The 22,712-nt window shown below is 63.0% G+C and carries 23 protein-coding genes; 8 read left to right on the top strand and 15 right to left on the bottom strand.

The window, feature by feature from the left end; translation table 11 throughout:
- Window positions 1-12: 12 nt before the first annotated feature.
- The 3 genes from ahbB to JF545_RS16165 all read right to left on the bottom strand — a co-directional run bounded on the left by ahbB (window position 13) and on the right by JF545_RS16165 (window position 2,896).
- Window positions 13-621 carry a siroheme decarboxylase subunit beta gene (ahbB, locus tag JF545_RS16175; protein WP_206943783.1) on the bottom strand — a complete coding sequence of 203 codons (609 nt, stop codon included), beginning with the start codon at window positions 619-621 and terminating at the stop codon, window positions 13-15.
- Complete coding sequence (locus tag JF545_RS16170) at window positions 618-1,109, bottom strand: Lrp/AsnC family transcriptional regulator (RefSeq protein WP_242520919.1); 492 nt, start codon at window positions 1,107-1,109, stop codon at window positions 618-620. The genes ahbB and JF545_RS16170 overlap by 4 nt, the downstream gene beginning before the upstream one ends.
- Window positions 1,110-1,171: 62 nt before the next feature.
- A complete protein-coding gene (locus JF545_RS16165; RefSeq protein ID WP_206943782.1) occupies window positions 1,172-2,896 on the bottom strand; it encodes a nitrite reductase in 1,725 nt (574 codons plus the stop codon).
- A gap of 688 nt (window positions 2,897-3,584) precedes the next feature.
- Between JF545_RS16165 and JF545_RS16160 the strand changes: the two genes are divergently transcribed.
- From JF545_RS16160 to JF545_RS16135, 6 genes are all read left to right on the top strand, one after another.
- Window positions 3,585-3,941 (top strand): c-type cytochrome, encoded by a 357-nt coding sequence (locus JF545_RS16160; protein ID WP_224851948.1) that lies wholly within the window; start codon window positions 3,585-3,587, stop codon window positions 3,939-3,941.
- Window positions 3,938-5,404: a cytochrome D1 domain-containing protein gene (locus JF545_RS16155; protein WP_277987400.1), complete on the top strand. Its 1,467-nt coding sequence runs from the start codon at window positions 3,938-3,940 to the stop codon at window positions 5,402-5,404. The genes JF545_RS16160 and JF545_RS16155 overlap by 4 nt, the downstream gene beginning before the upstream one ends.
- A gap of 16 nt (window positions 5,405-5,420) precedes the next feature.
- Window positions 5,421-5,900 (top strand): hypothetical protein, encoded by a 480-nt coding sequence (locus tag JF545_RS16150; RefSeq protein WP_206943781.1) that lies wholly within the window; start codon window positions 5,421-5,423, stop codon window positions 5,898-5,900.
- A gap of 6 nt (window positions 5,901-5,906) precedes the next feature.
- A complete protein-coding gene (locus tag JF545_RS16145; protein ID WP_242520918.1) occupies window positions 5,907-6,560 on the top strand; it encodes a cytochrome c oxidase subunit 3 in 654 nt (217 codons plus the stop codon).
- A gap of 34 nt (window positions 6,561-6,594) precedes the next feature.
- Entirely contained in the window at window positions 6,595-6,882 is a 288-nt protein-coding gene (locus tag JF545_RS16140; protein WP_206943780.1) for a cytochrome C oxidase subunit IV family protein, read from the top strand.
- 110 nt (window positions 6,883-6,992) lie between these two features.
- Window positions 6,993-7,340 carry a hypothetical protein gene (locus tag JF545_RS16135; protein WP_206943778.1) on the top strand — a complete coding sequence of 116 codons (348 nt, stop codon included), beginning with the start codon at window positions 6,993-6,995 and terminating at the stop codon, window positions 7,338-7,340.
- Here the strand turns inward: JF545_RS16135 and JF545_RS16130 are convergent.
- The 8 genes from JF545_RS16130 to norR form a co-directional block, all read right to left on the bottom strand.
- Window positions 7,337-7,573, bottom strand: coding sequence for a hypothetical protein (locus tag JF545_RS16130; RefSeq protein WP_206943776.1), 237 nt, complete (start codon window positions 7,571-7,573; stop codon window positions 7,337-7,339). The two genes, JF545_RS16135 and JF545_RS16130, sit on opposite strands and share 4 nt — an antisense overlap.
- The gene (locus JF545_RS16125; protein WP_206943774.1) at window positions 7,570-9,519 is read right to left on the bottom strand and encodes a nitric oxide reductase activation protein NorD; all 1,950 of its coding nucleotides are present in this window, start codon (window positions 9,517-9,519) and stop codon (window positions 7,570-7,572) included. The genes JF545_RS16130 and JF545_RS16125 overlap by 4 nt, the downstream gene beginning before the upstream one ends.
- Window positions 9,520-9,527: 8 nt before the next feature.
- Window positions 9,528-10,373 (bottom strand): CbbQ/NirQ/NorQ/GpvN family protein, encoded by an 846-nt coding sequence (locus JF545_RS16120; protein ID WP_206943772.1) that lies wholly within the window; start codon window positions 10,371-10,373, stop codon window positions 9,528-9,530.
- Window positions 10,374-10,425: 52 nt separating this feature from the next.
- Window positions 10,426-11,766 carry a cbb3-type cytochrome c oxidase subunit I gene (locus tag JF545_RS16115; RefSeq protein ID WP_206943770.1) on the bottom strand — a complete coding sequence of 447 codons (1,341 nt, stop codon included), beginning with the start codon at window positions 11,764-11,766 and terminating at the stop codon, window positions 10,426-10,428.
- Between the two features lie 80 nt (window positions 11,767-11,846).
- On the bottom strand, window positions 11,847-12,299 hold the full coding sequence (locus JF545_RS16110; RefSeq protein ID WP_206943768.1) for a c-type cytochrome: 453 nt from the start codon (window positions 12,297-12,299) through the stop codon (window positions 11,847-11,849).
- A gap of 285 nt (window positions 12,300-12,584) precedes the next feature.
- Window positions 12,585-12,986 (bottom strand): SirB2 family protein, encoded by a 402-nt coding sequence (locus JF545_RS16105; RefSeq protein ID WP_206943766.1) that lies wholly within the window; start codon window positions 12,984-12,986, stop codon window positions 12,585-12,587.
- A 4-nt stretch (window positions 12,987-12,990) separates the two neighbouring features.
- A complete protein-coding gene (locus JF545_RS16100) occupies window positions 12,991-14,175 on the bottom strand; it encodes an NnrS family protein (RefSeq protein WP_206943764.1) in 1,185 nt (394 codons plus the stop codon).
- Between the two features lie 156 nt (window positions 14,176-14,331).
- The gene (norR, locus tag JF545_RS16095) at window positions 14,332-15,891 is read right to left on the bottom strand and encodes a nitric oxide reductase transcriptional regulator NorR (RefSeq protein ID WP_206943760.1); all 1,560 of its coding nucleotides are present in this window, start codon (window positions 15,889-15,891) and stop codon (window positions 14,332-14,334) included.
- Between the two features lie 471 nt (window positions 15,892-16,362).
- Between norR and hmpA the strand changes: the two genes are divergently transcribed.
- Complete coding sequence (gene hmpA, locus JF545_RS16090) at window positions 16,363-17,535, top strand: NO-inducible flavohemoprotein (protein WP_206943758.1); 1,173 nt, start codon at window positions 16,363-16,365, stop codon at window positions 17,533-17,535.
- A 167-nt stretch (window positions 17,536-17,702) separates the two neighbouring features.
- Here the strand turns inward: hmpA and JF545_RS16085 are convergent, their stop codons facing one another.
- The 4 genes from JF545_RS16085 to yiaK all read right to left on the bottom strand — a co-directional run bounded on the left by JF545_RS16085 (window position 17,703) and on the right by yiaK (window position 22,001).
- On the bottom strand, window positions 17,703-19,217 hold the full coding sequence (locus JF545_RS16085) for a tripartite tricarboxylate transporter permease (protein WP_206943756.1): 1,515 nt from the start codon (window positions 19,215-19,217) through the stop codon (window positions 17,703-17,705).
- Window positions 19,218-19,221: 4 nt separating this feature from the next.
- A complete protein-coding gene (locus JF545_RS16080; protein WP_206943754.1) occupies window positions 19,222-19,782 on the bottom strand; it encodes a tripartite tricarboxylate transporter TctB family protein in 561 nt (186 codons plus the stop codon).
- A 49-nt stretch (window positions 19,783-19,831) separates the two neighbouring features.
- Entirely contained in the window at window positions 19,832-20,803 is a 972-nt protein-coding gene (locus JF545_RS16075) for a Bug family tripartite tricarboxylate transporter substrate binding protein (protein WP_206943752.1), read from the bottom strand.
- Between the two features lie 184 nt (window positions 20,804-20,987).
- The gene (gene yiaK, locus JF545_RS16070; RefSeq protein ID WP_206943750.1) at window positions 20,988-22,001 is read right to left on the bottom strand and encodes a 3-dehydro-L-gulonate 2-dehydrogenase; all 1,014 of its coding nucleotides are present in this window, start codon (window positions 21,999-22,001) and stop codon (window positions 20,988-20,990) included.
- A gap of 383 nt (window positions 22,002-22,384) precedes the next feature.
- On the opposite strand from yiaK, the gene JF545_RS16065 reads away from it, so the two are divergent.
- Window positions 22,385-22,702, top strand: coding sequence for an NIPSNAP family protein (locus JF545_RS16065; protein ID WP_206943748.1), 318 nt, complete (start codon window positions 22,385-22,387; stop codon window positions 22,700-22,702).
- Window positions 22,703-22,712 lie beyond the last annotated feature (10 nt).

Below are 22,712 nucleotides of genomic sequence, written 5' to 3'. Positions count from 1 at the left end.
GGTCGATACCGCTCAGGGCATCTCTGGGGTGAAGCGACCGCCACGCTGGCAATAGGCGCGGCGGCTAAAAAGTATCTGGTGCTCGACGTGCTCAAGCGCGTGGCGCTGGATCAGAGCCGTAATCTGAGCCTCGACGCGCTCGCGTCGGACCCCGTGAATCATGCAGTACAGGTTGTAGGGCCAGTCCGGACGGCGCAGGCGCTGGTAGCACAGCGTGACCTGGGGCTCACTGGCCAGACGGCGACCTACCTCATCGACGCGTTCGTCCGGCAGATTCCACACCACCATGGCATTGGCGGTGAGGCCCAGGCTGCGGTGGCGTACCACCAGACCGACACGCTTGATCAGGCCACTGTGCTGCCAATAGCCGATCAGCGCGCGCACTTCCCCGACGCTCAGTCCCGTTTCCTCGGCCAGGGCCTTGAACGGCTCGGGCACCAGCGGCAGGCCCTGCTCCAGACAGGCTCGCAGCCTGGTGTGACGCCAGTCCTGCTCGTGTGGCGCCCCCGCCAGGGCATGTTCGCTCAGCCCTTCCAGCAGTTCTCGGGACAGCCCTTGGGACAGCCCTTGGGACAGCCCTTGAGACAGCCCCTGGAATCGCCCTGCGCTAGCCTCCGTCATGCGTCCTCCAGTTCTGTCCAGGGCAGTGCAAACGCCAGATCGATATGAAAGCTCTGCACCATGGGTAAGCGCAGCAGCGGCGTGTGCAGCTGGGCCTCGAGCCGCGTCAGTCTGAGCTCGAGGCTGGTGTCATCCGGTGCGGTGACCACGAACCACAGGTTGTAGCGGTGCTCGCGCCAGTAGTTGTGGTTGACCCCGGGGCAGGCGCTGATGATGGCGGCCACCGCCTCGCGGCGATGGTCTGGCACGGACACGGCCACCAGCTCACTGGCACCGGCCTGACGGTGATTGAACACCGCTCCTACGCGTCCGATGATGCCCATCTCGGTCAGCCGGGTCAGACGCTCGATCAGCGCCTGTTCCGTCACCCCCAAGGACTCGGCCATGGCCGCATAGGGTCGCTCCACCAGGGGCAGCCCGCGTTGATAACGATCAAGCAGTCGGCGATCGACGTCGTCCAGACATGCCACCAGGCCGTCGGATGTCATGGTCACCTCCCGAGCTAGGCTCAATGACAGGCGGGCCGCCATCACGGCGGCCCACCCTGACGTCAGTAGACGTCGTGCTGGGTGTTGTAGACGTTGAACTTGCCAGTCGGCGTGACCAGTCGCTCGTCCTTGATGACCGCCTCAAGCTCAAGCGTTTCATCGTCCACCACCACCAGGGCGGAGGTCTGATCGGCGGTGTTCCACACCGAGAACCAGACCTCGTCGCCAGCGCGGTTGTATTCCGGCTGAACCACCCGCTTGGGCCCCTCACCCAGATCGGCCCATTCGGCGATGGGCAGCACGCTAAAGCCCTCCTCCAGCGCATTGACGTCATACACGGCAACGCTCTGGCTGATCGCTTCGGCCGGGTTCAGCGCGGTGTCCACATACAGATGCTCGGACTCAGGATGGGTCTTGATGAACAGTGAACCACCGCCCTGTCCTTCCAGGGTGCGCACCACCTGCCAGGCCTGATCAGGGTGACCCTCCGGGTCGGTGCCGATCAGCGAGATGGTGTTGTCGCCCAGGTGGCTGGTCGCCCACACCGGCCCGAACTCGGGGTCGACAAAGTTGGCACCGCGTCCTGGATGCGGGGTCTTGCCCACGTCGACGATGGCTTCAAGCTCGCGCTCCTTGGCGTCGATCACCACGATCTGGTTGGATTGGTTGGCGGCGGTCAGGAAGTAACGACCGGTGCTGTCCCAGCCCCCATCGTGCAGGAAGCGAGAGGTCTCGATCTCGACACTGGAAAGGGCGTCCAGATTCTCGTAGTTGACCAGGCGAACCTTGCCGGTTTCCTTGACGTTGACGATGAACTCCGGGTGCTGATGGGAGGCGACGATGGCGGCAACACGAGGCTCCGGATGGTACTCCTGGGTACCCACGGTCATGCCCCGGGTACTGACGATCTTCATCGGTTCCAGGGTCTCGCCGTCCATGATCACGTACTGGGGCGGCCAGTAGGTGCCGGCGATGGCGTAGCGGTCTTCGAAGCCTTCGAACTTGGAGGTCTCGACCGACCGGGCTTCCAGGCCCACCTTGATTTCGGCAACGGTGGTGGGCTCTTCCATCCACAGGTCGATCATGTCGACCTTGGCATCCCGGCCGATCACGAACAGGTAGCGCCCCGAGGCAGAAATCCTGGAAATGTGCACCGCATAGCCGGTATCGATGACCTTGACGATCTCCTTGCTGTCACCGTCGATCAGGGCGATCTGGCCGGCATCACGCAGGGTGACCGAGAACAGATTTTCGAGGTTCAGGTCGTTCAGCTGCTCGGTGGGACGATCTTCCGGTGCGACGAATACCGTCCAGGTGTCCTTCATGTCCTGCAGGCCATACTCCGGGGGCACCGGTGGCTCGTGCATGACATAGCGGGCCATCATGTCGATCTCGCCGTCGCTGAGCTCGCCTGACGTGCCCCAGTTGGGCATGCCGGCGGGCGAGCCGTAGGTGATGAAGGTCTTGAGATAGTCGACGCCCCGTTCCCGGGTGATATCCGTCGTCAGCGGCTTGCCCGTGGCCCCCTTGCGCAAGACACCGTGGCAACCGGCACAGCGCTCGAAGTAGATCTCCTTGGCGTGTTCGAATTCCTCCCGCGACATGGCGGGGGCGCCCTCCTCGTCGGGCATCATCACCGCAGCAGGGTCGATACCCGATGGGCTGCCCTGATAAGCGGACTCCTCCGGGGACAGGGTCTTGTCGGCGCCGTAGGCGCTGCCCAGGCCGGCGATCACTATGGCGATCGCTGCGGCCAGGGGCTTGAGAGTCGTGACGCTGCTGGTCATCGTTTCACCTCGAGTCATGATCCACGTGTCTTTCACCCGGGGCCTCGGCTGAGCCACAAGGTGAAAATGTCGCCAGGTGTTTGCCACTCTTTTTGTGCGCGCTATTGCTCTTTTCTCGCAAAACTCTTGTCATCATTTGGTGCTATCAACACGCCGGACGATAGCCCTAAGGGCATCCGCCATCGGCGATGTTTCTCCTTGCCATTATGGAAACGTGCATTCCCGACAATTTCACTTGGTCTCTCGCTGACTCTTGATCCTCATCAACTATTTCCACCCCTTATGGCAGTCAGCCATATTTATATTTATTTTCAAAAGCTTATCGAAAAAATACCCCTCTATTTATTGTCGCAAAAAGATAGTTTCATGCCATTTCAAGCAAGATATTGACGCGTATCATCTAACCGTTTCCCTGGGCATCGACAGATCTTTAAAACTGGACTACTCAATACAACTTCTTTCCATCACTGACGCTTTCAATGGAAAAACAACGATCCATATCAATACATATTCTTGATGAATCAAGGACACTGGCGAACGCAACAGGTCCATCGCTGGAGGCAGTGTTTCCATGGCATTGCGATATGTTTTTCGCCACTTCACCCGGTTAGCGCCAGCTCGGTGCGGGGGGAGGGTAGTGCGACCCTATCCACATCAACGGTTGGTGAAGCACTGGGCGGCAAGTCGGATGTCAGCCCGCTTGGCGACAGCCGGTCTGATGGCAGCAGGCCTGCTGCTGAGCCCAACCTCCATGGTCGCGGCGGCGACGCCTGCGGCCGACGGTGTCGACCCCGCAGCCCTCGATAACCTGCTGCACCAGGACTGCGGGTCCTGCCACGGCATGACCTTGAAGGGAGGGCTTGGCCCCCCCCTCACCAGCGAGCGACTGTCTGCCTATGACACCGACACGCTGACCACGCTTATCCTCGATGGCCTGCCCGGCACCGCCATGCCGCCATGGCGTGGCGTGCTGTCCCCGCAGCAGGCCCACTGGATCGCTGAAGCCCTGAAGCATCAGCCTGCTGCTCCCCAGGAGTCTCCATGACCACCACGCTTTCCCGCTTCGGGCACGGCTCCCAACGTGACGCGAGCACCGTGACTGCGTCACCGGCGCCCACGTCACCCACCGCCCTGTCGCCCGCCTTATCCACCGCATGGCGGAGTTGTCGCGCCATGCTGTCGCTTGGTCTGATGCTTGGTCTGGTGCCTGGCCTGCTGCTGGGCTCGGGATTTGCCATGGGACAGGATCGTCCCGAGGACACCACGACGATCCACACGACCGACTCGCTTGGCACGTTACCTTCCCCCGCTGCACTGCCAGAAGACACCGACGCCTGCCAGCTGCGTGCCACCGGAGGACTCGGCGTAGTGGTGGAGCGGGCAGATGGCCGACTGGCGCTGGTGGACCGCCGCGCACACAAGGTGATTGGTCGCATCGAGGGGCTTGGGGATCTGTCCCATGCCTCGGTGAAGTTCTCAAGTGACGAGCGCTACGCCTATGTGTTCGGGCGTGATGGCGGGCTGACCAAGGTGGACCTGCTGTGCACTCGTATCGCCGCCCGGGTCATTCAGTCAGGCAACAGCATTGGCGGTGCGATATCCCAGGACGGGCGCATCGTGGCGGTGGCGAACTATGAGCCCGGCGGGGTCAAGCTGTTCGACTCGGATAGTCTGACGCTGCTGGCCGAGGTCCCGGCACGCTATCCATCAGGCGGTCAGCACAATGATCAGCACAACAGCGGTCAGCACAACAGCGGTCATGAAGCCCTGTCGAAGGTGGTCGGTCTGGTGGATGCGCCAGGACACCGCTTCGTCTACAGCCTGTGGGAGGCAGACGAGATTCAGATACTCGACACGACGCCCCTGGCCAGCGGAGACGCGCCCACCGTCACCCGCTTTACGCGGATCGGTGACCGACCCTACGACGCCTTGATCGACCCTATCGGCCGCTACTATGTGGCGGGACTGTTCGGCGAGGACCACCTGGCCCGACTCGACCTGTGGCATCCGGAGCGCGGGGTCGAGCCGGTGCTTTCCGGCTACCGTCAGGGCGACGAGTCACTGCCGGTCTACAAAATGCCGCACCTGGAAGGCTGGACCATCGCCAACGATCACGCCTGGTGGCCGGCGGTAGGCCGCCATGAGGTGCTGATGGCCAGTCTCGATGACTGGCAGCTCGAACGCCGTATCGCGGTACATGGCCAGCCAGTGTTTGTCATGAGTCGCCCGGACCAGCGACAGCTGTGGGTCAACTTCGCCTATCCGGATAACGACATGGTCCAGGTCCTCGACAGCGAGAGCGGAGATGTCATCAGGTCGCTGACGCCAGGCCAGGCCGTGCTGCATATGGAGTTCAGTCCCCGCGGCGAAGAGGTATGGATCTCGGCCCGTGACTCCGACCAGGTGGTGGTCTATGACACCGCCACCTTCGAGCTTCTAGCGACTCTCGATATCGCCTCACCGAGCGGCATCTTCTTCACCGACCGCGCCCACCGCATCGGCCTGTAGGCCCAGGAGACAAGGCATGCCGAGTCGCCCCCTGTCACAGGACAGCAACGATCACCACCCGCCGTCCGCCTCTCACTCGCAACAGCGTCGGGTTCTGCTGCTGTATGCCCTGATGCTGGGCAGCGTCATGGCGGTGGTGACGGCCCCTGTCTGTGCCCTCGTGGCGCATCTGTGGCTGCTGCTGCGACGCCCCGCCGCTGCCCTGCTCCTCAGTCATCTGCGCTTTCAGCTGGCGACCTTTTGGTATGGCGTCGCGGCTGGCCTGGTGGGGCTTGGCCTGTGGCAGCTGATCGGTACCGCCAGTGAGGCCCTGGCACTGAACGGACGTGTCGGCTGGGTCTATGGCTACGCGGGGATTACCCTGGCGCTGATCTGGATGGTGGGACGCTGCGCCCTCGGCATTCGCCGACTGTTGGCGCAGCAAGCGATTCCGTGCCCATGGTCGCCATGGCTTGGGGGCTGTCGCATTCGCTTCACCGACGCGCCGCCACACTGATACGTCATGGCGAACCTCAAGCGAAGGCGTGATATCGAAGGCCCCAGCGATAAGCGTCCCAGCGCTATGCCCAGCGATAAGAGTCCCAGCGCTATGCCCAATCCGGGCTGGGGCCCGCTGTCGGGCCTGCCTGGCAACCCGCTGATGTGGGTGTTGATCCTCAGCGAGCTGCTGGTCTTCGCGGCCTTCTTCGGTGTGTTTGCCTGGCACCGTGCGAACGCACCGCAGTCCTTCTTGCTCGGCCAACAGCATCTCGCGCCGCTGATCGGCGGTCTCAATACCCTGGTATTGCTCACCAGCGGCCTGGCCGCAGCGCTGGCCGTCGACGCCTCCCGACAACCACCCTCTGCGCGACAGCGACGCCGCACCCGTCAGCGGCTCTGGATCGCCATGGCGCTGGGTATCCTGTTCTGCGTGATCAAGGCTTTCGAATATCACCTCGAGTTCTTTACCAGCCCAATACCCAATAGCGTCACCTTCTTCACTTTCTATATCGGCCTGACCGGTTTTCATGCGGCACACGTCATATTTGGCCTATGCCTGCTGGCCATCGCCGCCTGGCGCCCACACCCCCATACGGTGGAGACCGTCGCTGCCTTCTGGCACATGGTGGACCTGGTCTGGGTGCTGCTTTATCCGCTGCTGTATCTGGTGAGATGACGCCAACGACACCCGTATCGTAGGGACCACGACCATGCACCACGACCTACAACGACGCCGCTGGCGGACCTGGGCGCTACTGATGCTGATGACGCTGCTGGCCATGGCCAGTGGCGCCCTGCATCGGGGCGAGTTGCCCTGGTGGGGCCTGACGCTGGTGATCGGCGCCAGCCTGATCAAGGCACAACAGATCCTGGCGAACTACCTCGACCTGCGTATTGCCCCTTCCGCCTGGCGCGGCGGACTCTTGATCATGGTCGGCGTGATGGGACTTTGCCTCGCGGCGGCGGGCTTGCTGCCGCGCTGGCTGGCAATGGACTGATGCGGCCTCGCTGCCAAGCCCCCCGCCAAAAACAGCCCCACTGAAACAGACCCGGCCGAAACAGACCTGCCCGAAACAGACAAAACACGACCAACACCCAAGGAGCCATGATGAACAAGGCCGTGGAAGTTGACATGACCTTCGAGGATGACCCGAGCGAGACCATCCGCCTGATCGCGGTGATCGACGAACACGGCGACCTGACCTCCGAGCAGGTCTACGGCTACGCTCGCGACCACGCAGAAGAGGCGCTGGTCACCTACCCCTTCGTGCTGGATCGCCAGAGCAATGACCACTACCAGATCCAGTGGGGTTACGGTGACTGCACCCAGAGTGCACTGAACTTTTCGTCCCCGGCGGTGCTGCTGGGACAGCGCGTGCTGAGAACCGACATCTATCGCCACGACAGCGCCCAGTTTGCCTACGAAATAGTGGGTATCCGGGACCTCGTCCGCTAGCCAGGGAATCGCTGCTCCAGATAACGCCACGCGTTAAGGGTCCACCAGATCACCACGGGGACCAGCGGCATCAGCAGCACTCCCCAGTCTCGGTGATGGATCAGCCAGGCCAGCGGCGTCAGCAACGCCACTGCCAGTGCCAGGCCGGCTACCAACGCCAGCCGATGGCGTAGTGAAGTCCCTCTGCGCTGGTTCCTGTCGTGGTGGCTGGCATCGCTGCGAACGTCACTCATTGCGCCACCAGCTGGCGATAGATGCCCGGCAGCGCAAGCGCCAGATGTTCCGGCCGCGGCACGATAGCGTAGCCCGAACGGCCGAAGATACGGCTCAGGTAGCGGCTCGCCTCGCGATCGATGGTCACCGCGAACACCCGTACCCCGTCGCGCATGGCCTCGCGCACGGCATGGCGGGTGTCCTCGATGGCGTATCGTCCCTCGTAATAGTCGGTATCGTTCGGCTTGCCGTCGGTCAGCACCAGCACCAGGCGGTGTCGACGAGGATGGTCCACCAGCCCCTTCGCCAGATGGCGGATTGCCGGTCCCATGCGGGTATAGTGACCCGGCGTCAGCGCCGAAATGCGGCGTTCGACACGCTCTCCCATGGGCTCATCAAAGCCCTTGAGCTGGCGCACCCAGACCCTGTGGCGGCGCTGGGAAGTAAAACTATGAATACTGACATCGTCGCCACAGTCGGCAATGCCATGTCCCAGCACCATCAGTGCTTCCTGGGCCACGTCGATGACCCGACGGCTATCGAGCCAGGCATCGGTGGAGAGCGATACGTCGATCAGGATCGACACCGCCAGATCCCGTCCCTGGGGCCTGGAATCGACGAACAGCCGATCGCTGGCCTGGCTCCCTGCCGCCAGGTCACAGCGACACCGCACCAGTGCGTCAAGATCCAGCTCGTCGCCCTCCGCCTGGCCTCTTAGCCACTCACGCCGCGGCCTGAGCGCCTCGAACTGTCGGCGCACCTTGCGCACCCGTCGAGACGCCTGCTGATCCCCTTGCCAGGGCTCGGCCTCGTCGGTGGCGGGCTCGACAATCACCCGGCAGTGGTCCGCTAGCAGGCACCCCTTGCGGTAGTTCCACTCGGGGTACAGCACCTCATCAGGCTGGCTCGCTACCAGCGCCTTGTCGGCAACGGCGTGGGGCGCCAGCTCAAGCGACATGTTCAAGCGTGACGCCGCGCGCCGCTGGTGGCGACTCAAGGTGATCTCGTCGAGCTGGTCGGCGGCTTCCCGCGCGGCCTCTTCGTCCTCATCCTCCAGCTGACGGTTGACGTTGACCATCTCCGCCCAGGACAGCATCTTCTCCGAGGCATTCAGCATCAGCGGATCGTCCCTCTCCGCCTGGTCCTGATAATGTCGCTCGGCCTTGCGCTTGGCACCTTCCACCTCGACCGCCTTGGGCAAGGCTGACGCATCGTCGCGGTCCTCATCGTCATCACTCGCCCCCGACAGGGTCATGGGGCTCAGTGCCTCGCCCCACAACGGCAGTGGCAGGTAGTGACGATAGCCCTTGGGTGCCCGCACCTCAGGGCATGTCCTTGCAGCGCCATCTTGGAGCCAGTCCCACCAGGGCGACGCCTCACCAGCGTCATCCCCCAGCAGGCGGCGAACCAGCGCCTCCACGGCGGCCTCTGCCGGTGGCAATCCACGGCGCTGAGGACGCGCCTTGAGCAGCGCCCGACAGAGTCGCGCGTGACGGGCGGCGAACCCCGGATAGCGCGCCAGGGTGGCCTCGGTACAGCGCCGGGCCTCAGCCAGCGACGCCAGGTCACGAACCAGAGGGTCGCTCGCGGCAGCGATGGGACGGGCCTCAGCCAGAAACATCACCAACCAGCGATACAGGTCCAGGTTCAGGGCACATTCGGGCAGCAGCGCCAGGCGCGGCGGCAGCAGCAGGTGTTCGCTATCTCGCCGCGCCACCTCCAGCGCTTCTTCATCGAAACCTAGCCGCTGTCGCCACGACAGCCGGTGGCGAGAGGCACGCTTGCCGATGGCCTCGATGGTCAGGCCCGGGTCTCCCCCGCTGGCGCGAAACAGCACCCCCAGCGGGCGAGACAGCTCATCGAGGTGAACCGCCGCCTCGGCATACTCCGGGTAGCTCGCCGCGCGGGACGCCCAGCGGTGCCAGCGACGGCCCACGAACTCCTCGACCTCAAGAAACTCCAGCATGACAGTGGCTACCCAAACGTGGCGGTGACGACATCCTCGATGCCCTTCAGCACATCAGGATCGTCACTGAGAGGTTCCAGCAGCGCTGCCCGGGCGGCGTCCAGCACCGGCATGCCGGCCTGGATCAAGCTGGCGCAGTAGATCAACAGGCGTGTCGAGACGCCCTCCTCCAGATCCTGGCCCTTCATCGTCCTGAGCCGGGCGGCCAGGCTGACCAGCGCCTCGCAGCGCTGACGGGGCAGGCCGCTCTCCCGGGCTACGATGTCGACTTCGATCGATGCCGCGGGAAAGTCCAGCGAGATGGCCACGAAGCGCTGGCGCGTGCTGGGCTTGAGGGTCTTGAGAATATGCTGGTAGCCCGGGTTGTAGGACACCACCAGCATGAAATCATCCGGGGCCAAAAGCTGCTCGCCGGTGCGCTCCAGCGGCAGCAGGCGCCGGTCATCGGTCAGCGGATGCAGCACCACGGTCACGTCCTTGCGTGCTTCCACCACCTCATCCAGATAACAGATCCCACCGCCGCGAACCGCCCGGGTCAGGGGGCCATCGGACCACTCGGTTTCCCCACCCTTGAGCAGATAGCGCCCGGTCAGATCTGACGCCGTCAGGTCATCATGACAGGCCACCGTATGCAGCGGCAGGCCAAGCCGCGCTGCCATGTGACGCACGAAACGCGTCTTGCCGCAGCCCGTGGGCCCCTTGAGCATCAGCGGCAGCCGCTGGCGATAGGCATGCTCGAACAGCGCGACTTCGTTACCCTGAGGTTGGTAGAACGGTACGCTGTCAGCGGCCAGGCTGCGCGGCTGTGGTGCGAGTAGTGGTGAGAGTAGTGGTGAGAGTGAAGCGTGAGTCATCAAGGGGGTCCTCCAGACATTCGAGGCCGCCCTAAGACGGCCTCGATGCGGGTCAGGCAGCAGACAGTGTCGAGCCCGCCGCCGTGCCACGGCGAATCGGCCCGAACAAGGCATAGAGCAGTAGCGCCGCGCCCACCACCACAGCGATACCGGTGCCCAGGCGCATGGCGTAGAACAGGCCGAGCTGGTCCTGCACCTCCATGTAGTTCATTCCCAGCACCCGCTGCAGATGGGTCTGCACCGCACCGGCAAAGGTCAGGGTGAAGGTCATGAAGCACATGGCCGACGTCAGAATCCAGAAGCCCCACATATTGAGCACCTGGTGGAAGGGCTGAGTCCGGCGCAGCTGCGGCATGGCATAGCTGATCACCCCGAGGATCAGCATCACGTAGGCGCCATAGAAGGCCAGATGGCCATGGGCTGCCGTCACCTGAGTGCCGTGGGAGTAGTAGTTGATGAAGGACAGGGTATGCATGAAGCCCCACACCCCGGCACCGAAGAAGGCCACCGTCGGGCATCCCATGGTCCACAGCATGGCCGCCTTGTTGGGGTGATTGCGCGAGCCCTTCCAGAACATCACAAAGGAGAACACCACCATGGCGAAGAACGGAATCACCTCAAGGGTCGAGAAGATGCTGCCGATGGGCTGCCAGTAGCTGGGGGTGCCGATCCAGTAGTAGTGGTGTCCGGTGCCGAGTAGCCCCGAGAACAGCGACAGACCGACGATGACGTACAGCCACTTCTCGATCACCTCGCGGTCCACCCCGGACATCTTGATCAGCAGATATCCCAGCAGCGACGCCATGATCAGCTCCCACACGCCTTCCACCCAGAGATGCACCACCCACCACCAGTAGACCTTGTCCACCGACAGGTTGCCCGGGTTGTAGAATGCGAACAGCCAGAACACCGCGGCCAGCCACAGGCCGAGCATCAACACCAGGTTGATGGTGGTCTTGCGGCCCTTGAGCAAGGTCATGCTGGTGTTATAGAGAAAGATCAGGAAGGACACCGTGATCAGCACCTTGACGAAGAACGGCTGCTCGAGAAATTCACGCCCCTCATGGATCCCCAGCTGGTAGCACGCCAGGGCGGCGACGCCCGCGACCACGAAGATGCCCAGCTGAAGATAGGCCAGCATCGGACTATGGATCTCCCGTTCAGCCTCTTCCGGCATCAGGTAGTAGGTACAGCCCATAAAGCCGATCAACAGCCACACGATCAGCAGGTTGGTATGGCTAACCCGGATCACGTTAAACGGCATGACCTGGGCCAGAAAATCAGGAAACACATAGACCACTGCGGCCATGATGCCAAACACGACCTGCAGGGCAAACAGCCCCATGGCGACCAGAAAGAAGGCGTAGGCCACCTTCTGCGTTTCATATTTCATGTTGCATATCCCTCCAGGATTATCCCTCTCTCGACCCCATCTCGTGACTGCCGACCACTGGCTGGCATAGCCAGAGGCTGCTACCCGGACTCATGGGGTGGCCAGTTCTGGTCATCGATGGCATCGGTCCATTGAAGGAAGTCGATCAACGACGTCATTTCTTCGTCGCTAAGGTCAAAGTGCGGCATCTTTCGACGACCGGGGATCGCTAGCGGCTGTGCGCGCATCCAGGCGGCCAGGCCTGCTCTAGCAGCCTCTGGGTTGTCACGTCCCTTGTAGCGTGTCCATACATTGGAAAGCTCTGGTGCGAAATAGGCCCCCTCACCCATAATGCTATGGCAGTTGATACACATGTTTTTCTCCCAGACATGCTTGCCTGCCCTTACCGAATCGGTGAGAGGGAGCGCACTGGTAGACTCCTTCACGATGTACCAGTGACTATGCGCCGTCAGAGCTACAAAGATCAGGAAGAAAAACAGTGAGCCACCATAGAAGATGTTGCGTGCTGCAGATTTTGTCAGACCCTCGGCCATGACGACGTCTCCTCATTTTTTTGGCCCATGGCGCCGAAAAGACAGACCTCCATGGCGCCGATATTCATTGTATGAAGAGGAGAGACTTCATACCTGACAAAAACACTCGGAATATGACGTGCATCACCCATTTTATTGATTGATTCGCCCTATCAACCACTTAATGGAGTGACGTTATTCACCCTTTTTTGGCAAAGAGATTTGCCCACTTCATGGAGACAATTCCGTCACCATAAACACTGAAAGAAAAGCATTGATACAGCTCAAAGACGAGCCGTCATCGGATCATGAAAATGACGAAAACCAGGAGAGCATGCTGTGGCGATGAGCCGCCCCCAGCATGTAGAGAAACACCACAAGAGCCAGTGAGGCAGCGACGCTGCGCGCCCAGTCAGGCAAGGAGGGACGCATGGCCAGCATTCCAAGCCCGATATAGGCCAGCAAGGCCGTCAGCTTGGCGGCAAGCCAGGGTGTCTGGTGAGGCCACTGGGATGTCGACACCATCAGCGCTACCCCTGCCGCCAGCAACAGGCTGTCCAGAACATGAGGGAGCTTTCTCATCGTGGGGGAGCCAACCGCTGGACCGGCCTGCATGGCGCGACACCAGCGCCAGGCGAAGAACAGCACGCTGAACACGGCCAGCGTCACATGCAGCGATTTCATGAACAGATAGAGGCTTGCCGACATGGTGCTAGCCCATCTGGCCGTCGAGGCGAGGTGCGCTCAGTATCGGCAGGTAGTGCAGAAGGAACAGTCCGTAGCCGGCGCACCAGCACACAATACTGGCGCTGTAGACCCAGTGGGTTACCGAAGGCCATAGCGCCAACAGCAGCGAGCGTGACAGTCCGGCGATGACCAGCAGCCCCAGGGCCACGCCGACCCCCGGCAGGCAGCGCATCGGACGGCCGGTATGTCCCAGCGACACGCGGCACATCATCGACAGCATCATGGTCCCCATGGCGCCCACCGTGATGGCGTGAATGCCCAGCTCCACGCGGCCGACACCGAACAGCCCGAACGCCCACAGCAGCAGTCCCAATGGGACAAAGGCATAGCTCAGGTGCAGACTCCACAACAGCGGCTCCCGCGCGGTGGCCACCCCTTGCCAGCGGATCAGACGCAGCGGGTGAAGCACTGCCGCCAACAACAGAATACTGGCCAGCAGGGCATCAGGCAGCTCAATGCCAAACGTCCGGGCCAGCTGCAGCAGCACCGCCACGGCCAGACTGCCCAGTGCCGCACCTTCCAGCCACCCCAGCGACGGTCGTCGCTTGAGTCCCATGCGGTTGGCGGTGAACATCGGGATGACCCTCCCCCCCAGCACGGCCATGATCAACGTGACCAGCATGACCGCCAGGTAGGAGGACTGACGTACCAGCTCCGGGTCTCCCCGAGCAACCCCCAGGTGACTGCCCAGATTGGCCCCGGCCAGAATCGCCAGCACCGGGATAAAGACCAGATTACGCCAGCGCCTGGCACGAATGACCATCACCGCCATCACTGCACAGACCAGCGCAAGAAAGCCGACGTCCAGCGCCACTACCAGGGGCTCGGGCAAGCCGGGAAACGCCAGCCCTAGCCTCGCCGCCAGCCACAGCGCTACAAGCCCGAGCAGTGGACCACCGTGCAGGCCACGCAGTCCCGTCCAGGTCTGCACCGCGGTCAACAGAAAACCCGAGACCACCGCGGCCACCACGCCAAACAGCATTTCGTGCTGGTGCCACCACAGCATGCCCGCCCGGGGCGACAGCAGGAACACGCCGTGCCAGTAGCCCAGCCACAGCAGCAGCGACAGCAGGCTGAATGCCGCCGCCAGCAAGAAGAAGGGACGAAAGGCAAGGCGTGCCAGCGGCAGGCGATCGGCAATGGAGGACATGACAAGTACCCGAGTAAAGCCGTTGGTCTTGTCCAGTCTGGCCCGCTTTGGCTATCGCCACCATGATGCACATCAAAGGCACTGCCGATGCCACGCCAACCTTCCCCCTGCTGGCCGCCTCCAGATAGCAGCCTCGCTAGTGCCTCCGGGCACCCCTCAGGCCTTCAGCCCCAGCCGCTTGGCCAGCCGGTGCAGGTTGCCCGGGTCCATGCCCAGCCGACGCGCCGTTCCGGCCCAGCTCTGCTCCATGGCCAGGGCCTGGCTGATGCAATCGCGCTGGAACTCGTCCGTCGCCTCCCTGAGCGGCAATAGGTCGTGTGCGGTCCCACGCTGAGCACTCACCTGCTCATCGAGGTGGGCGGCTGAGCGCGTCAGAGGAGGTGTCTTCAGTCCAAGGTGGACGGTATCGATACGCAGGCTTCTGCGTCGTGCATCCGGTGACGCCAGCCGGTCGACCTCGGCCATCGCCAGCAGCGACGCCCTGGCCAGCAGGGACTCCAGCTCACGCACGTTGCCCGGCCAGTGCCATGCAAGCAGTGCTGCCCGCGCCTGGTCGCTCAGACGCAGATTGCCGACGCCAAGTCGCACCCGGTTTTGCTCGAGAAAATGTCCGGCCAGCAACATCACGTCATCCAGGCGCTGGCGCAGCGGCGGGACCTCAAGGGGAAAGGCGCTGAGCCGATGATAGAGGTCTTCACGAAAGCGTCCCTGGGTCACCTCCTGGGCCAGATCCCGGTTGGTCACCGCTACCACCCTGACGTCGACATGGCGCAGCTGATCGCTGCCCAGGGGCTGAATCTCCCCTTCCTGCAGCACCCGCAGCAGCTTCGGCTGCAGCTCCAGAGGCAGTTCTCCCACTTCATCCAGCACGAGGGTGCCACCGTCGGCCATCTGGAAGTGGCCTTTGTGATCGCTCACCGCCCCGGAGAAGGCGCCGCGCCGGTGGCCGAACAGGGTACTTTCGATCAGTGACGCCGGTAACGCCGCACAGTTCACCACCACCAAGGGGCCCCCGGCGCGGCGCGAACCATGATGCAGGGCGTGAGCAATACGCTCCTTGCCGACACCGGTTTCCCCGTGCACCAGCACGCTCATGTCGGTGGCTGCCACCAGTTCGACCGACGCCATCAGCTTGCGCATGGTGGCGCTGCGCCAGCCCACCAGGCGCTGGTTGCGATGGCTCTCAGGAGCATGGTTCAGGGCCAGCTGCAAACGCGCACTGTCCAGACGCTGCGACAGGCGCAGGCAGGTGCCCAGTAGCTCGGCAGCGGCCAGCAGTCCCTCGTCATCCAAGTCGGCGAGGGCGCCCGGTGTCAGCGCGTCCAGGGTCAGCATGCCGATCAGCTCGCCACCATCGCGCAGCGGGACACCCAGGCAGTCATGCACCGGAGTCAGGCCGTCATCCAGCAGGCCATCATAGGGATCGGGTAACCCACAGTCGGCAGCAAAGCGACAGACCCCGGGCGCCTTGGCGATAGCGTCCAGGCGAGGATGGTCCTGGAGCACAAAGGTTCTGCCCGCGACCCCATCAGGCAGGCCCTGAATCGCCACGGGTCGAAGCCCTGGCCCGTGTACGACCAGCAAGGCACTGGCGTCCGCCGACGTTCTCGCCACCAGCGAGCGCAGCACGCCCTGCCAGGCCTCGGCGAGCTCAGGCCCCTGTTGGTCTCCCAGCCGCTGCAACAGTCCGCGCAGCTGTTGAAGAAAATCGACCACCCGCTTTGTCCTTTTGACATGACCAGTGTCAAAAAGATAGCAATAACCCTGTCGATATGACACTAGGCAACATTCACTCGCCCCTCGATCGCGCTCATCCTGCCCGCCCCAGCCTGCCCTAGCCCGCCCCAGCCCGCATCCTCGCTGGCGATCCTGCCAGGGCCGCGGCAAGTTGGCGCACCCATGACGCCTGGGCACGGCCCTTGCTCCTGAGACATCAGGCAGAGGGAGCCTGACGCGTCACCACGTTCTTGATCTTAAAACGCGCAGCGCTCTTGATCTTAAAACGCGCAGCGCTTCAGCACGGGCGCGAACGGCCACCCTCCGACCCGCTGCGACAGCCTGGCTGACCACCTCGCCAGGGCAACGAATAGTCCGCAGCGAGCCAAGCCTCCGATACGACAGCGCCAAGACGCCAAGATGAAGGATGCACGGCACCTTCGTCACCACCTTTCCCTGACAGGACCTACCATGACCACAGCTGCCCAAGACGCCATCATCGATGCTACCGCCCCGCTGGTCGCCGAGCATCTGGACGCCATTACTGCCCGCTTCTACCCGCTGATGTTCGAGCGCTACCCAGAGGTCAAGGCGGTGTTCAACCAGGCCCACCAGGCCGACGGCGGCCAGCCCAAGGCCCTGGCACGGGGAGTGCTCGCCTACGTGGGGCTGCGCCAGCAGCCCGAGGCGGTTCGCCAGCAGATGCAATCCGTCATCAGCAAGCATGTCTCGCTGGGCATCCAGCCCGAGCAGTACCCCATCGTCGGCGAGTGCCTGATGGCCGCCATCGGCGACGTCCTGGGCGATGCCGTCACCGCCGAGATCGCTGACGCCTGGGGAGCCCTGTATGGCGACCTGGCCGAGCTGCTGATCGCGGCAGAGGCCGAGCGCTATCAGGCCTTCGCTGGCCGCCCCGGTGGCTGGCAGGGCCTGCGCGAGTTTCGCATTGCCCATATCCAGCGCGAGTGTGAGGTCATTCGCTCCTTCATCCTGGCACCTTGCGATGGTCAGCCGGTCGCCGATGCGCTGCCGGGTCAGTACATCGGACTGCAACTGCGCATCGACGGCGAGACCGTCCACCGCCATTACAGCCTGTCCGGCAGCCCCAACGGCTGCGATTACCGCATCTCGGTCAAGCAGGAGCCAGGCGGACGGGTCAGCAACTATTTGCACCAGCAGATGCAGGTTGGCGACACCCTGGCGCTGTTGCCTCCCGCCGGAGAGTTGACGCTGGACAATAGTGATAGGCCGGTGATGCTGATCAGCGGTGGCGTGGGCCAGACGCCGATGCTGCCGCTGGCACGCCAGGCGCTCAGCCAGGGCCGCCGGCTGTGCTATGTCCATGCGGCAAGGGACATCCACCACCACGCCTTTCGCAGCGAAGTGGACGCCCTGGTGAGGGAGTACCCGACGCTGATGACGCGGATCTGTGCCTATGATCATGGAGACGACGGTGATATCACGGGACGCCTTGAACAGTCTCTGCTCGCCCGACTGCTGCCCGGTGCCGATACCCAGTGCTATTTTGTCGGCCCTGGGCCCTTCATGAGTGCCATCGACAGCCACCTGGCCGCCCTGGGTATTGCCCCTGAGCAGCGCCACTACGAGCACTTTGGTCCCTCGCGTCCACTGCACGCAGCCTGATCCCTGTTGATCTTCGTCACCGTCGCTTGAGCACCGTTGCTTTAGCGCCAAAGCGCTATCAACAAAGCTTCCTCTGCGACGCCGTCATCCGTAAAAAAGCCGCGCTCTGGGATCAGAGCGCGGCCTGCTGGCAGATGCAAGATGGCGATGGTGGCTGGACCAGCGCCTCAAGCGTGCTGACGAGCTTCCGGCTTTCTTATCACCATGAAGTAATAGAACACGCCGGTCAGTGCCAGGAAGAACAGACTGTCTGGACTGGTGAGGAAGATCAGCGGATTGCCGTCGGACAGCGACAGTGAGCGCCGACAATATTCCTCCAGGCTCGGCCCCAGCACAAAGCCCAGCAACAGGCAGGCCACCGGGTAGCCCTGGCGCCGCAGCAGGAACGCCAGCACGCCGAATACCAGGGCAAGGCCCATCTGGAACACCGAATAGGTCGCCACATAGCAGCCCACCAAGGCCACCACGGCAATACTGGCGTACAGCACATCGCGCCGGATGGAGACGATGCGCACGAAATACGGCCCCAGCACGTACAGGGTCAGGGGCACCAGCACCAGCGCAGATACCAGCAGGGCCATGAACATCGGTGCCACCAGCGCTAGCTGGCTGTCGAGGAACTGTGGCCCCGGCTGCAGGCCGTTGACCACCAGTACCCCCAGCACAATGGCGGTGGTCGGGTCACCGGGAATACCGAACGACAGCATCGGCACGAAGGCACCGCTGCACATCGCATTGTTGGCCCCTTCCGCGGCGGCGATACCTTCTACCGAGCCCTTGCCATACTTCTCCGGGTGGCGTGAGCTGCGCATGGACTCTGCGTAAGCCACGAAGGCCGCCATGGAGCCGCCCGCACCGGGCAATACACCGACGCTGTAGCCGATCATGGCCGACTTGAGATAGCGATAGAGACCGATCTCGCGCACCTCTTTCCACGGTGGAATAAAGTCACGGCGGCGAATGGCGCTGGCCTTGATCGCATCCCGCTCGACGGTACGCTTGGCACGATTCTGCGACTGTACCAACAGCTCGCTGACGGCAAAGGCACCGATGACCAGCGGCATGATGTCGATGCCCTGCATCAGTACCCCAGTACCAAAGGTGAAGCGGGTAATCGGCTGCATCACGTCGATGCCGACAGTGGCCACCATCACCCCCAGGGTGGTCGCGACCAGCCCCTTGGAGATGGCCCCGCGCTGAGAGATCACGATCACGATCAGCGCAAAGGCAATCAGCGAGAACTTGCCGGGGGTACGAATCAGCAGCGCGGCATCCGTTGCCAGGGGTGCCATGACCATCAGCAGCAGGGCCCCGATAGCGCCACCGATCATCGACGCCAGCGCCGCGTGCCCAAGCGCCTTGGCGCCCTGGCCGCGCTGCTGCAACGGATAGCCCTCGATCGCCGTCATCATCGAGGCCGGGGCGCCGGGAATATTGATGGTCGTCGCGGTGATGCTGCCGCTGCACATCCCGGCCATGAAGATGCCCGCACAGGCCACCAGCGCGGCGGTGATATCAAGGCTGTAGGTCAACGGCAGCAGCAGCGCAATGGCCAGCATCGAGGTCAGCCCCGGCACCGCACCAAAGAAGGTACCGATCAGGTAGCCACCGATCAGATAGGGCAGGATATCCGGCTGCATCAGCACCGCGAAGCCCTTGGACAGTTCGATCAGGTAGTCCATGCCGTCACCTCCACAGCGTCGGCAGACGCACCTGGAACACCAGCTCGAACAGGGCGTATCCCAGTAACGCGATGACCGCCGCCACCAGCGCCTTGAAGCCCAGGCTGCGAAGCGCAGGACGGCCCGCGCCAAAGATCAGCATCATGGCGAAGGCGTAGGCAAAGGTAGAAAGAAAGTAGCCGACGCTGGCAAACAGACTGATATAGAGACCGGTCGCCAGGGTCACCGCCAGGGCGCCCTGCCAGATTGATGCCGGTGCCTGCTCGCCCGCAGTAGCCGCTTGAGTCGCCTCTTGAGTCGCCTCCTGGTCAGACTCGCTCATCGGGGCCTCGTCCTCTGCGCTGTCACCGTCAGCGTGGCGGTCGGCACGCACGACGAAGGCCAGCGCCAGCAGCATGACAACGCCCAGAAGCACCGGAAAGAACGATGCGGTCAGGGCACCATTGTGCAGTGGTGGCGCAATCTTGAAGGCTTCTACCAGGTAGATCAGGGTCACTGCCAGCAGGCAGGCGACAACACCTCGCCGCCCACCCAGCCAACCTCCCGCCCGTAGCAGCAGTTTCATGGCAACATCCTCACAAGGGTTGCCGCCGGCGCCCGACGGCAACCGAGACTCACTGGCCAATCAGGCCGGCTTCCTTGAGCTCATCCATCCGCGCGAACAGCTCTGCCTGGGTATCTTCTGCCCAGCCCTCGACCTCGTCGGCACCCAGCCAGTTGGGGGTGACCCCTACGTCGACCAGCCAGGTCTGAAACTCTTCACTGTCATAGGCCTGCTGATAGGCCGCTTCCAGGGCCGTCAGGGCGTCTTCCGGCGTGTTGGCCGGCGCGGCCAGAATGACAAAGCTGCCCATCTGGATGTCGTAGCCCAGCTCACTGGCAGGGGGCACATCAGGGAAGCTCTCGCTCTGGACGTCGGTGAACTCCACCAGGCCCTTGGCGTTGCCGGCGGAAATCAACGACTCAAAATCGCCTAGGCTGGTCAGTGCAAAGTCCACCTCGCCGTTGAGCAGGGCTTCCTTCTGGGGCGCGGCACCGCCGGGATAGGACACGATCTTGAACGACACGTCGGCCTGGTCCTGCAGTTGCAGCAGGGTCAGGTGGGTACGGGAGCCCATGTTCTGAATACCCGCGCGCACCTCTCCGGGGGCCGCCTTGGCGGCGTCGATCAACGCCTCCAGGCTTGTATAGTCCGAGTCTGCAGGCACCACGATGGCATCGGGTTCACTGGTAATACGCGCGATCAGGTCGAGCTTGTCGATATCAAAGCCGGCCAGCATCCCCTGCCAGGGAATCGTCACCACGCTGTCGTAGGTCAGTGCCACCAGGGTGTAGCCGTCGGGCCGGGCTCCCAGCGTCTGGACCAGACCATTGGCACTCATCCCACCCTCGATGTTCTCGACATAGATGGTGCCATCGAGGGACGCCTCGGCAAGATTGGAGATCTTGCGGACGATGCCATCGGTGCCGCCGCCGGCGCCCCATGGCACGATCATGCGGATATCACGCTGGGGGTAGTCGGCCTGCGCGCTGGCACTGGCGACAACGATCAGGCCTCCCAGGGCCACGCTCATCAACTTGCGCATCTTGTTCACTCCTTGCCATTGTTGTTGGCGATTTGGGTCTGTTGGCATTGTGATTGCTGGCGGTGCGACTGCTGGCGTTACACTGATGGCCCTGCACCGAGGGCCGGTGGAAGCGGATACTGGCCTGCCCTGACAACATTGCCGCTTGGCGACGGCCGACTCATTGACCTCTTCTCAAGGCTCTTTATCTAGGAAGGGCGAGAACGGCCTGCCACAGGTCATCGGGCACGTCGAGCAGGCTGTCGTTGTCTGCGTGGCGCCTATTTCCGGTGGATTGTCCCGGCCAGCGGGGCGGCCGGCCCGCGTCCACCGGCACGGCGTCGGCCAGGTGGCTGGCAAGCCCTTCGACCAGCGCATTGCAGGCCTCGAGGCCGGCCAGCTTGCGCGGGTCGAAGACCAGAAAAACCTGGGAGGCGCCGCCACCGCTGCCGCGTCCCAAGGTATCGATATGATGGGTGGGGTTGCCCTGGGACAACAGCGCCGCCATCACGTCCAACAGCATCGCCAGGCCGGATCCCTTCCAGTAGCCCGCAGGCAGCAGGCGCCGCGACTCAGCGATGGCGCCAGGATCGCGACTGAGCTGTCCCGCCTGGTCGAAGCCACCGTCCACCGGCAAGGACTCGCCGGCCAGGGCCAGGCTGTTCAGCTTGCCGTAGGAGAACTGGGACATGGCCATGTCCAGCACCATGGGGCCCTGCTCGGCTGGCACCGCCATGACCAACGGGTTGTTGCCGATACTCTGGCTGGCGGCCCCCCAGGCGGGCATGCAGGATTCGGTGTTGGTCCACATGATCGCAGCATATCCCCGCTCGACCGCATGCCAGCCATAGCTGCCGCCGCGCATCCAGTGGGTGGTATTGCGCACGGCGACCAGCCCCATGCCATGCTCGGAGGCCAACTCCATGGCGCGCTTAGTGGCGTCGAGTGCGTGGCGAACGCCAATCCCAAAGTGGCCATCGAAGACTTCCAGGGCACCCAATCGTTGCACCAGGCTCAGCCGAGCAGCCGGATCGACCCACCCCTTGTTCAGGTAATCGACAAAACGCGGAATGCGGCCAATACCGTGGGAGACCACCCCGTCACGAGTACTTTCAGCATGAATGCGCGCGCACAGCTCGGCATCTTCCGGCGCCAGGCCCGCCGCATTCAGCACTGCGGCCAAACGCGAGCGCAGCTCGTCAAAGGTGACCTGAGTCATCGAACCTCTCCTTGAGGGTGGTGCCTCGCCGCTCAGGGCCAGCACCGCCGGCGAAAATTAAGTACTACATCATACAAAGTTGCTGTATGAGCAACATAGACGGGGCCACCGCACAACGAAATGCGACTTTAGTGAAGCAGCGACCAGCAACGACGTCCCTTCGGCAACCCCGCGCCCCGACCGGGCGGCGCTATTACCCCCTATCGCTACCAGATCGCTACCTTAACTCTGCTTTATCGCTAGCTTATCGCTGCTACGAAACACCCTTTCCTACCTTCGCTGCCTCCACCTTCCACCATGGTCGTACTCGCGCGAATTAATCATATGTACTACAAATATTGACAAATGAATGCCTCACCCATCGTGCCCCACCAGGAGATCCCATGATCGTCGACCACCGCACCTACACCATGGTCCCCGGCCGCTTGAACGCCTTTCTCGAGCTCTACGAACGCGAGGGTTTGCCCATCCAGCAGCGCCATTTGGGCAATCTGATCGGCTACTTCGTCACCGAGACCGGACCACAGAACCAGGTGGTGCACCTGTGGGGGTATGCCTCCGCGGCGGACCGGGAGCGCCGTCGCACGGCCATGGAACAGGACCCCGAATGGATCGCCTATCGCAAGAAAAGCGCCGAGGCCGGTAACGTCCAGCATCAGACCAACAAGCTGTTGCGCTCCACCCGCTTCTCACCGCTCTGAGCCAGGAGGT

The sequence above is a fragment of the Halomonas litopenaei genome, from assembly GCF_017303055.1.
GTDB classification, from domain to species: Bacteria; Pseudomonadota; Gammaproteobacteria; order Pseudomonadales; family Halomonadaceae; genus Halomonas; species Halomonas litopenaei_A.
The sequence above is the reverse complement of the archived record's forward strand: the minus strand, read 5'-3'. Positions and strand labels throughout refer to the sequence as shown.

Coding starts and splice junctions, on each gene's coding strand:
- ahbB (WP_206943783.1), bottom strand. CDS start 621: ATGACGGAGGCTAGCGCAGGGCGATTCCAGGGGCTGTCTCAAGGGCTG.
- JF545_RS16170 (WP_242520919.1), bottom strand. CDS start 1,109: ATGACATCCGACGGCCTGGTGGCATGTCTGGACGACGTCGATCGCCGA.
- JF545_RS16165 (WP_206943782.1), bottom strand. CDS start 2,896: ATGACCAGCAGCGTCACGACTCTCAAGCCCCTGGCCGCAGCGATCGCC.
- JF545_RS16160 (WP_224851948.1), top strand. CDS start 3,585: ATGTCAGCCCGCTTGGCGACAGCCGGTCTGATGGCAGCAGGCCTGCTG.
- JF545_RS16155 (WP_277987400.1), top strand. CDS start 3,938: ATGACCACCACGCTTTCCCGCTTCGGGCACGGCTCCCAACGTGACGCG.
- JF545_RS16150 (WP_206943781.1), top strand. CDS start 5,421: ATGCCGAGTCGCCCCCTGTCACAGGACAGCAACGATCACCACCCGCCG.
- JF545_RS16145 (WP_242520918.1), top strand. CDS start 5,907: ATGGCGAACCTCAAGCGAAGGCGTGATATCGAAGGCCCCAGCGATAAG.
- JF545_RS16140 (WP_206943780.1), top strand. CDS start 6,595: ATGCACCACGACCTACAACGACGCCGCTGGCGGACCTGGGCGCTACTG.
- JF545_RS16135 (WP_206943778.1), top strand. CDS start 6,993: ATGAACAAGGCCGTGGAAGTTGACATGACCTTCGAGGATGACCCGAGC.
- JF545_RS16130 (WP_206943776.1), bottom strand. CDS start 7,573: ATGAGTGACGTTCGCAGCGATGCCAGCCACCACGACAGGAACCAGCGC.
- JF545_RS16125 (WP_206943774.1), bottom strand. CDS start 9,519: ATGCTGGAGTTTCTTGAGGTCGAGGAGTTCGTGGGCCGTCGCTGGCAC.
- JF545_RS16120 (WP_206943772.1), bottom strand. CDS start 10,373: ATGACTCACGCTTCACTCTCACCACTACTCTCACCACTACTCGCACCA.
- JF545_RS16115 (WP_206943770.1), bottom strand. CDS start 11,766: ATGAAATATGAAACGCAGAAGGTGGCCTACGCCTTCTTTCTGGTCGCC.
- JF545_RS16110 (WP_206943768.1), bottom strand. CDS start 12,299: ATGGCCGAGGGTCTGACAAAATCTGCAGCACGCAACATCTTCTATGGT.
- JF545_RS16105 (WP_206943766.1), bottom strand. CDS start 12,986: ATGTCGGCAAGCCTCTATCTGTTCATGAAATCGCTGCATGTGACGCTG.
- JF545_RS16100 (WP_206943764.1), bottom strand. CDS start 14,175: ATGTCCTCCATTGCCGATCGCCTGCCGCTGGCACGCCTTGCCTTTCGT.
- hmpA (WP_206943758.1), top strand. CDS start 16,363: ATGACCACAGCTGCCCAAGACGCCATCATCGATGCTACCGCCCCGCTG.
- JF545_RS16085 (WP_206943756.1), bottom strand. CDS start 19,217: ATGGACTACCTGATCGAACTGTCCAAGGGCTTCGCGGTGCTGATGCAG.
- JF545_RS16080 (WP_206943754.1), bottom strand. CDS start 19,782: ATGAAACTGCTGCTACGGGCGGGAGGTTGGCTGGGTGGGCGGCGAGGT.
- JF545_RS16075 (WP_206943752.1), bottom strand. CDS start 20,803: ATGCGCAAGTTGATGAGCGTGGCCCTGGGAGGCCTGATCGTTGTCGCC.
- yiaK (WP_206943750.1), bottom strand. CDS start 22,001: ATGACTCAGGTCACCTTTGACGAGCTGCGCTCGCGTTTGGCCGCAGTG.
- JF545_RS16065 (WP_206943748.1), top strand. CDS start 22,385: ATGATCGTCGACCACCGCACCTACACCATGGTCCCCGGCCGCTTGAAC.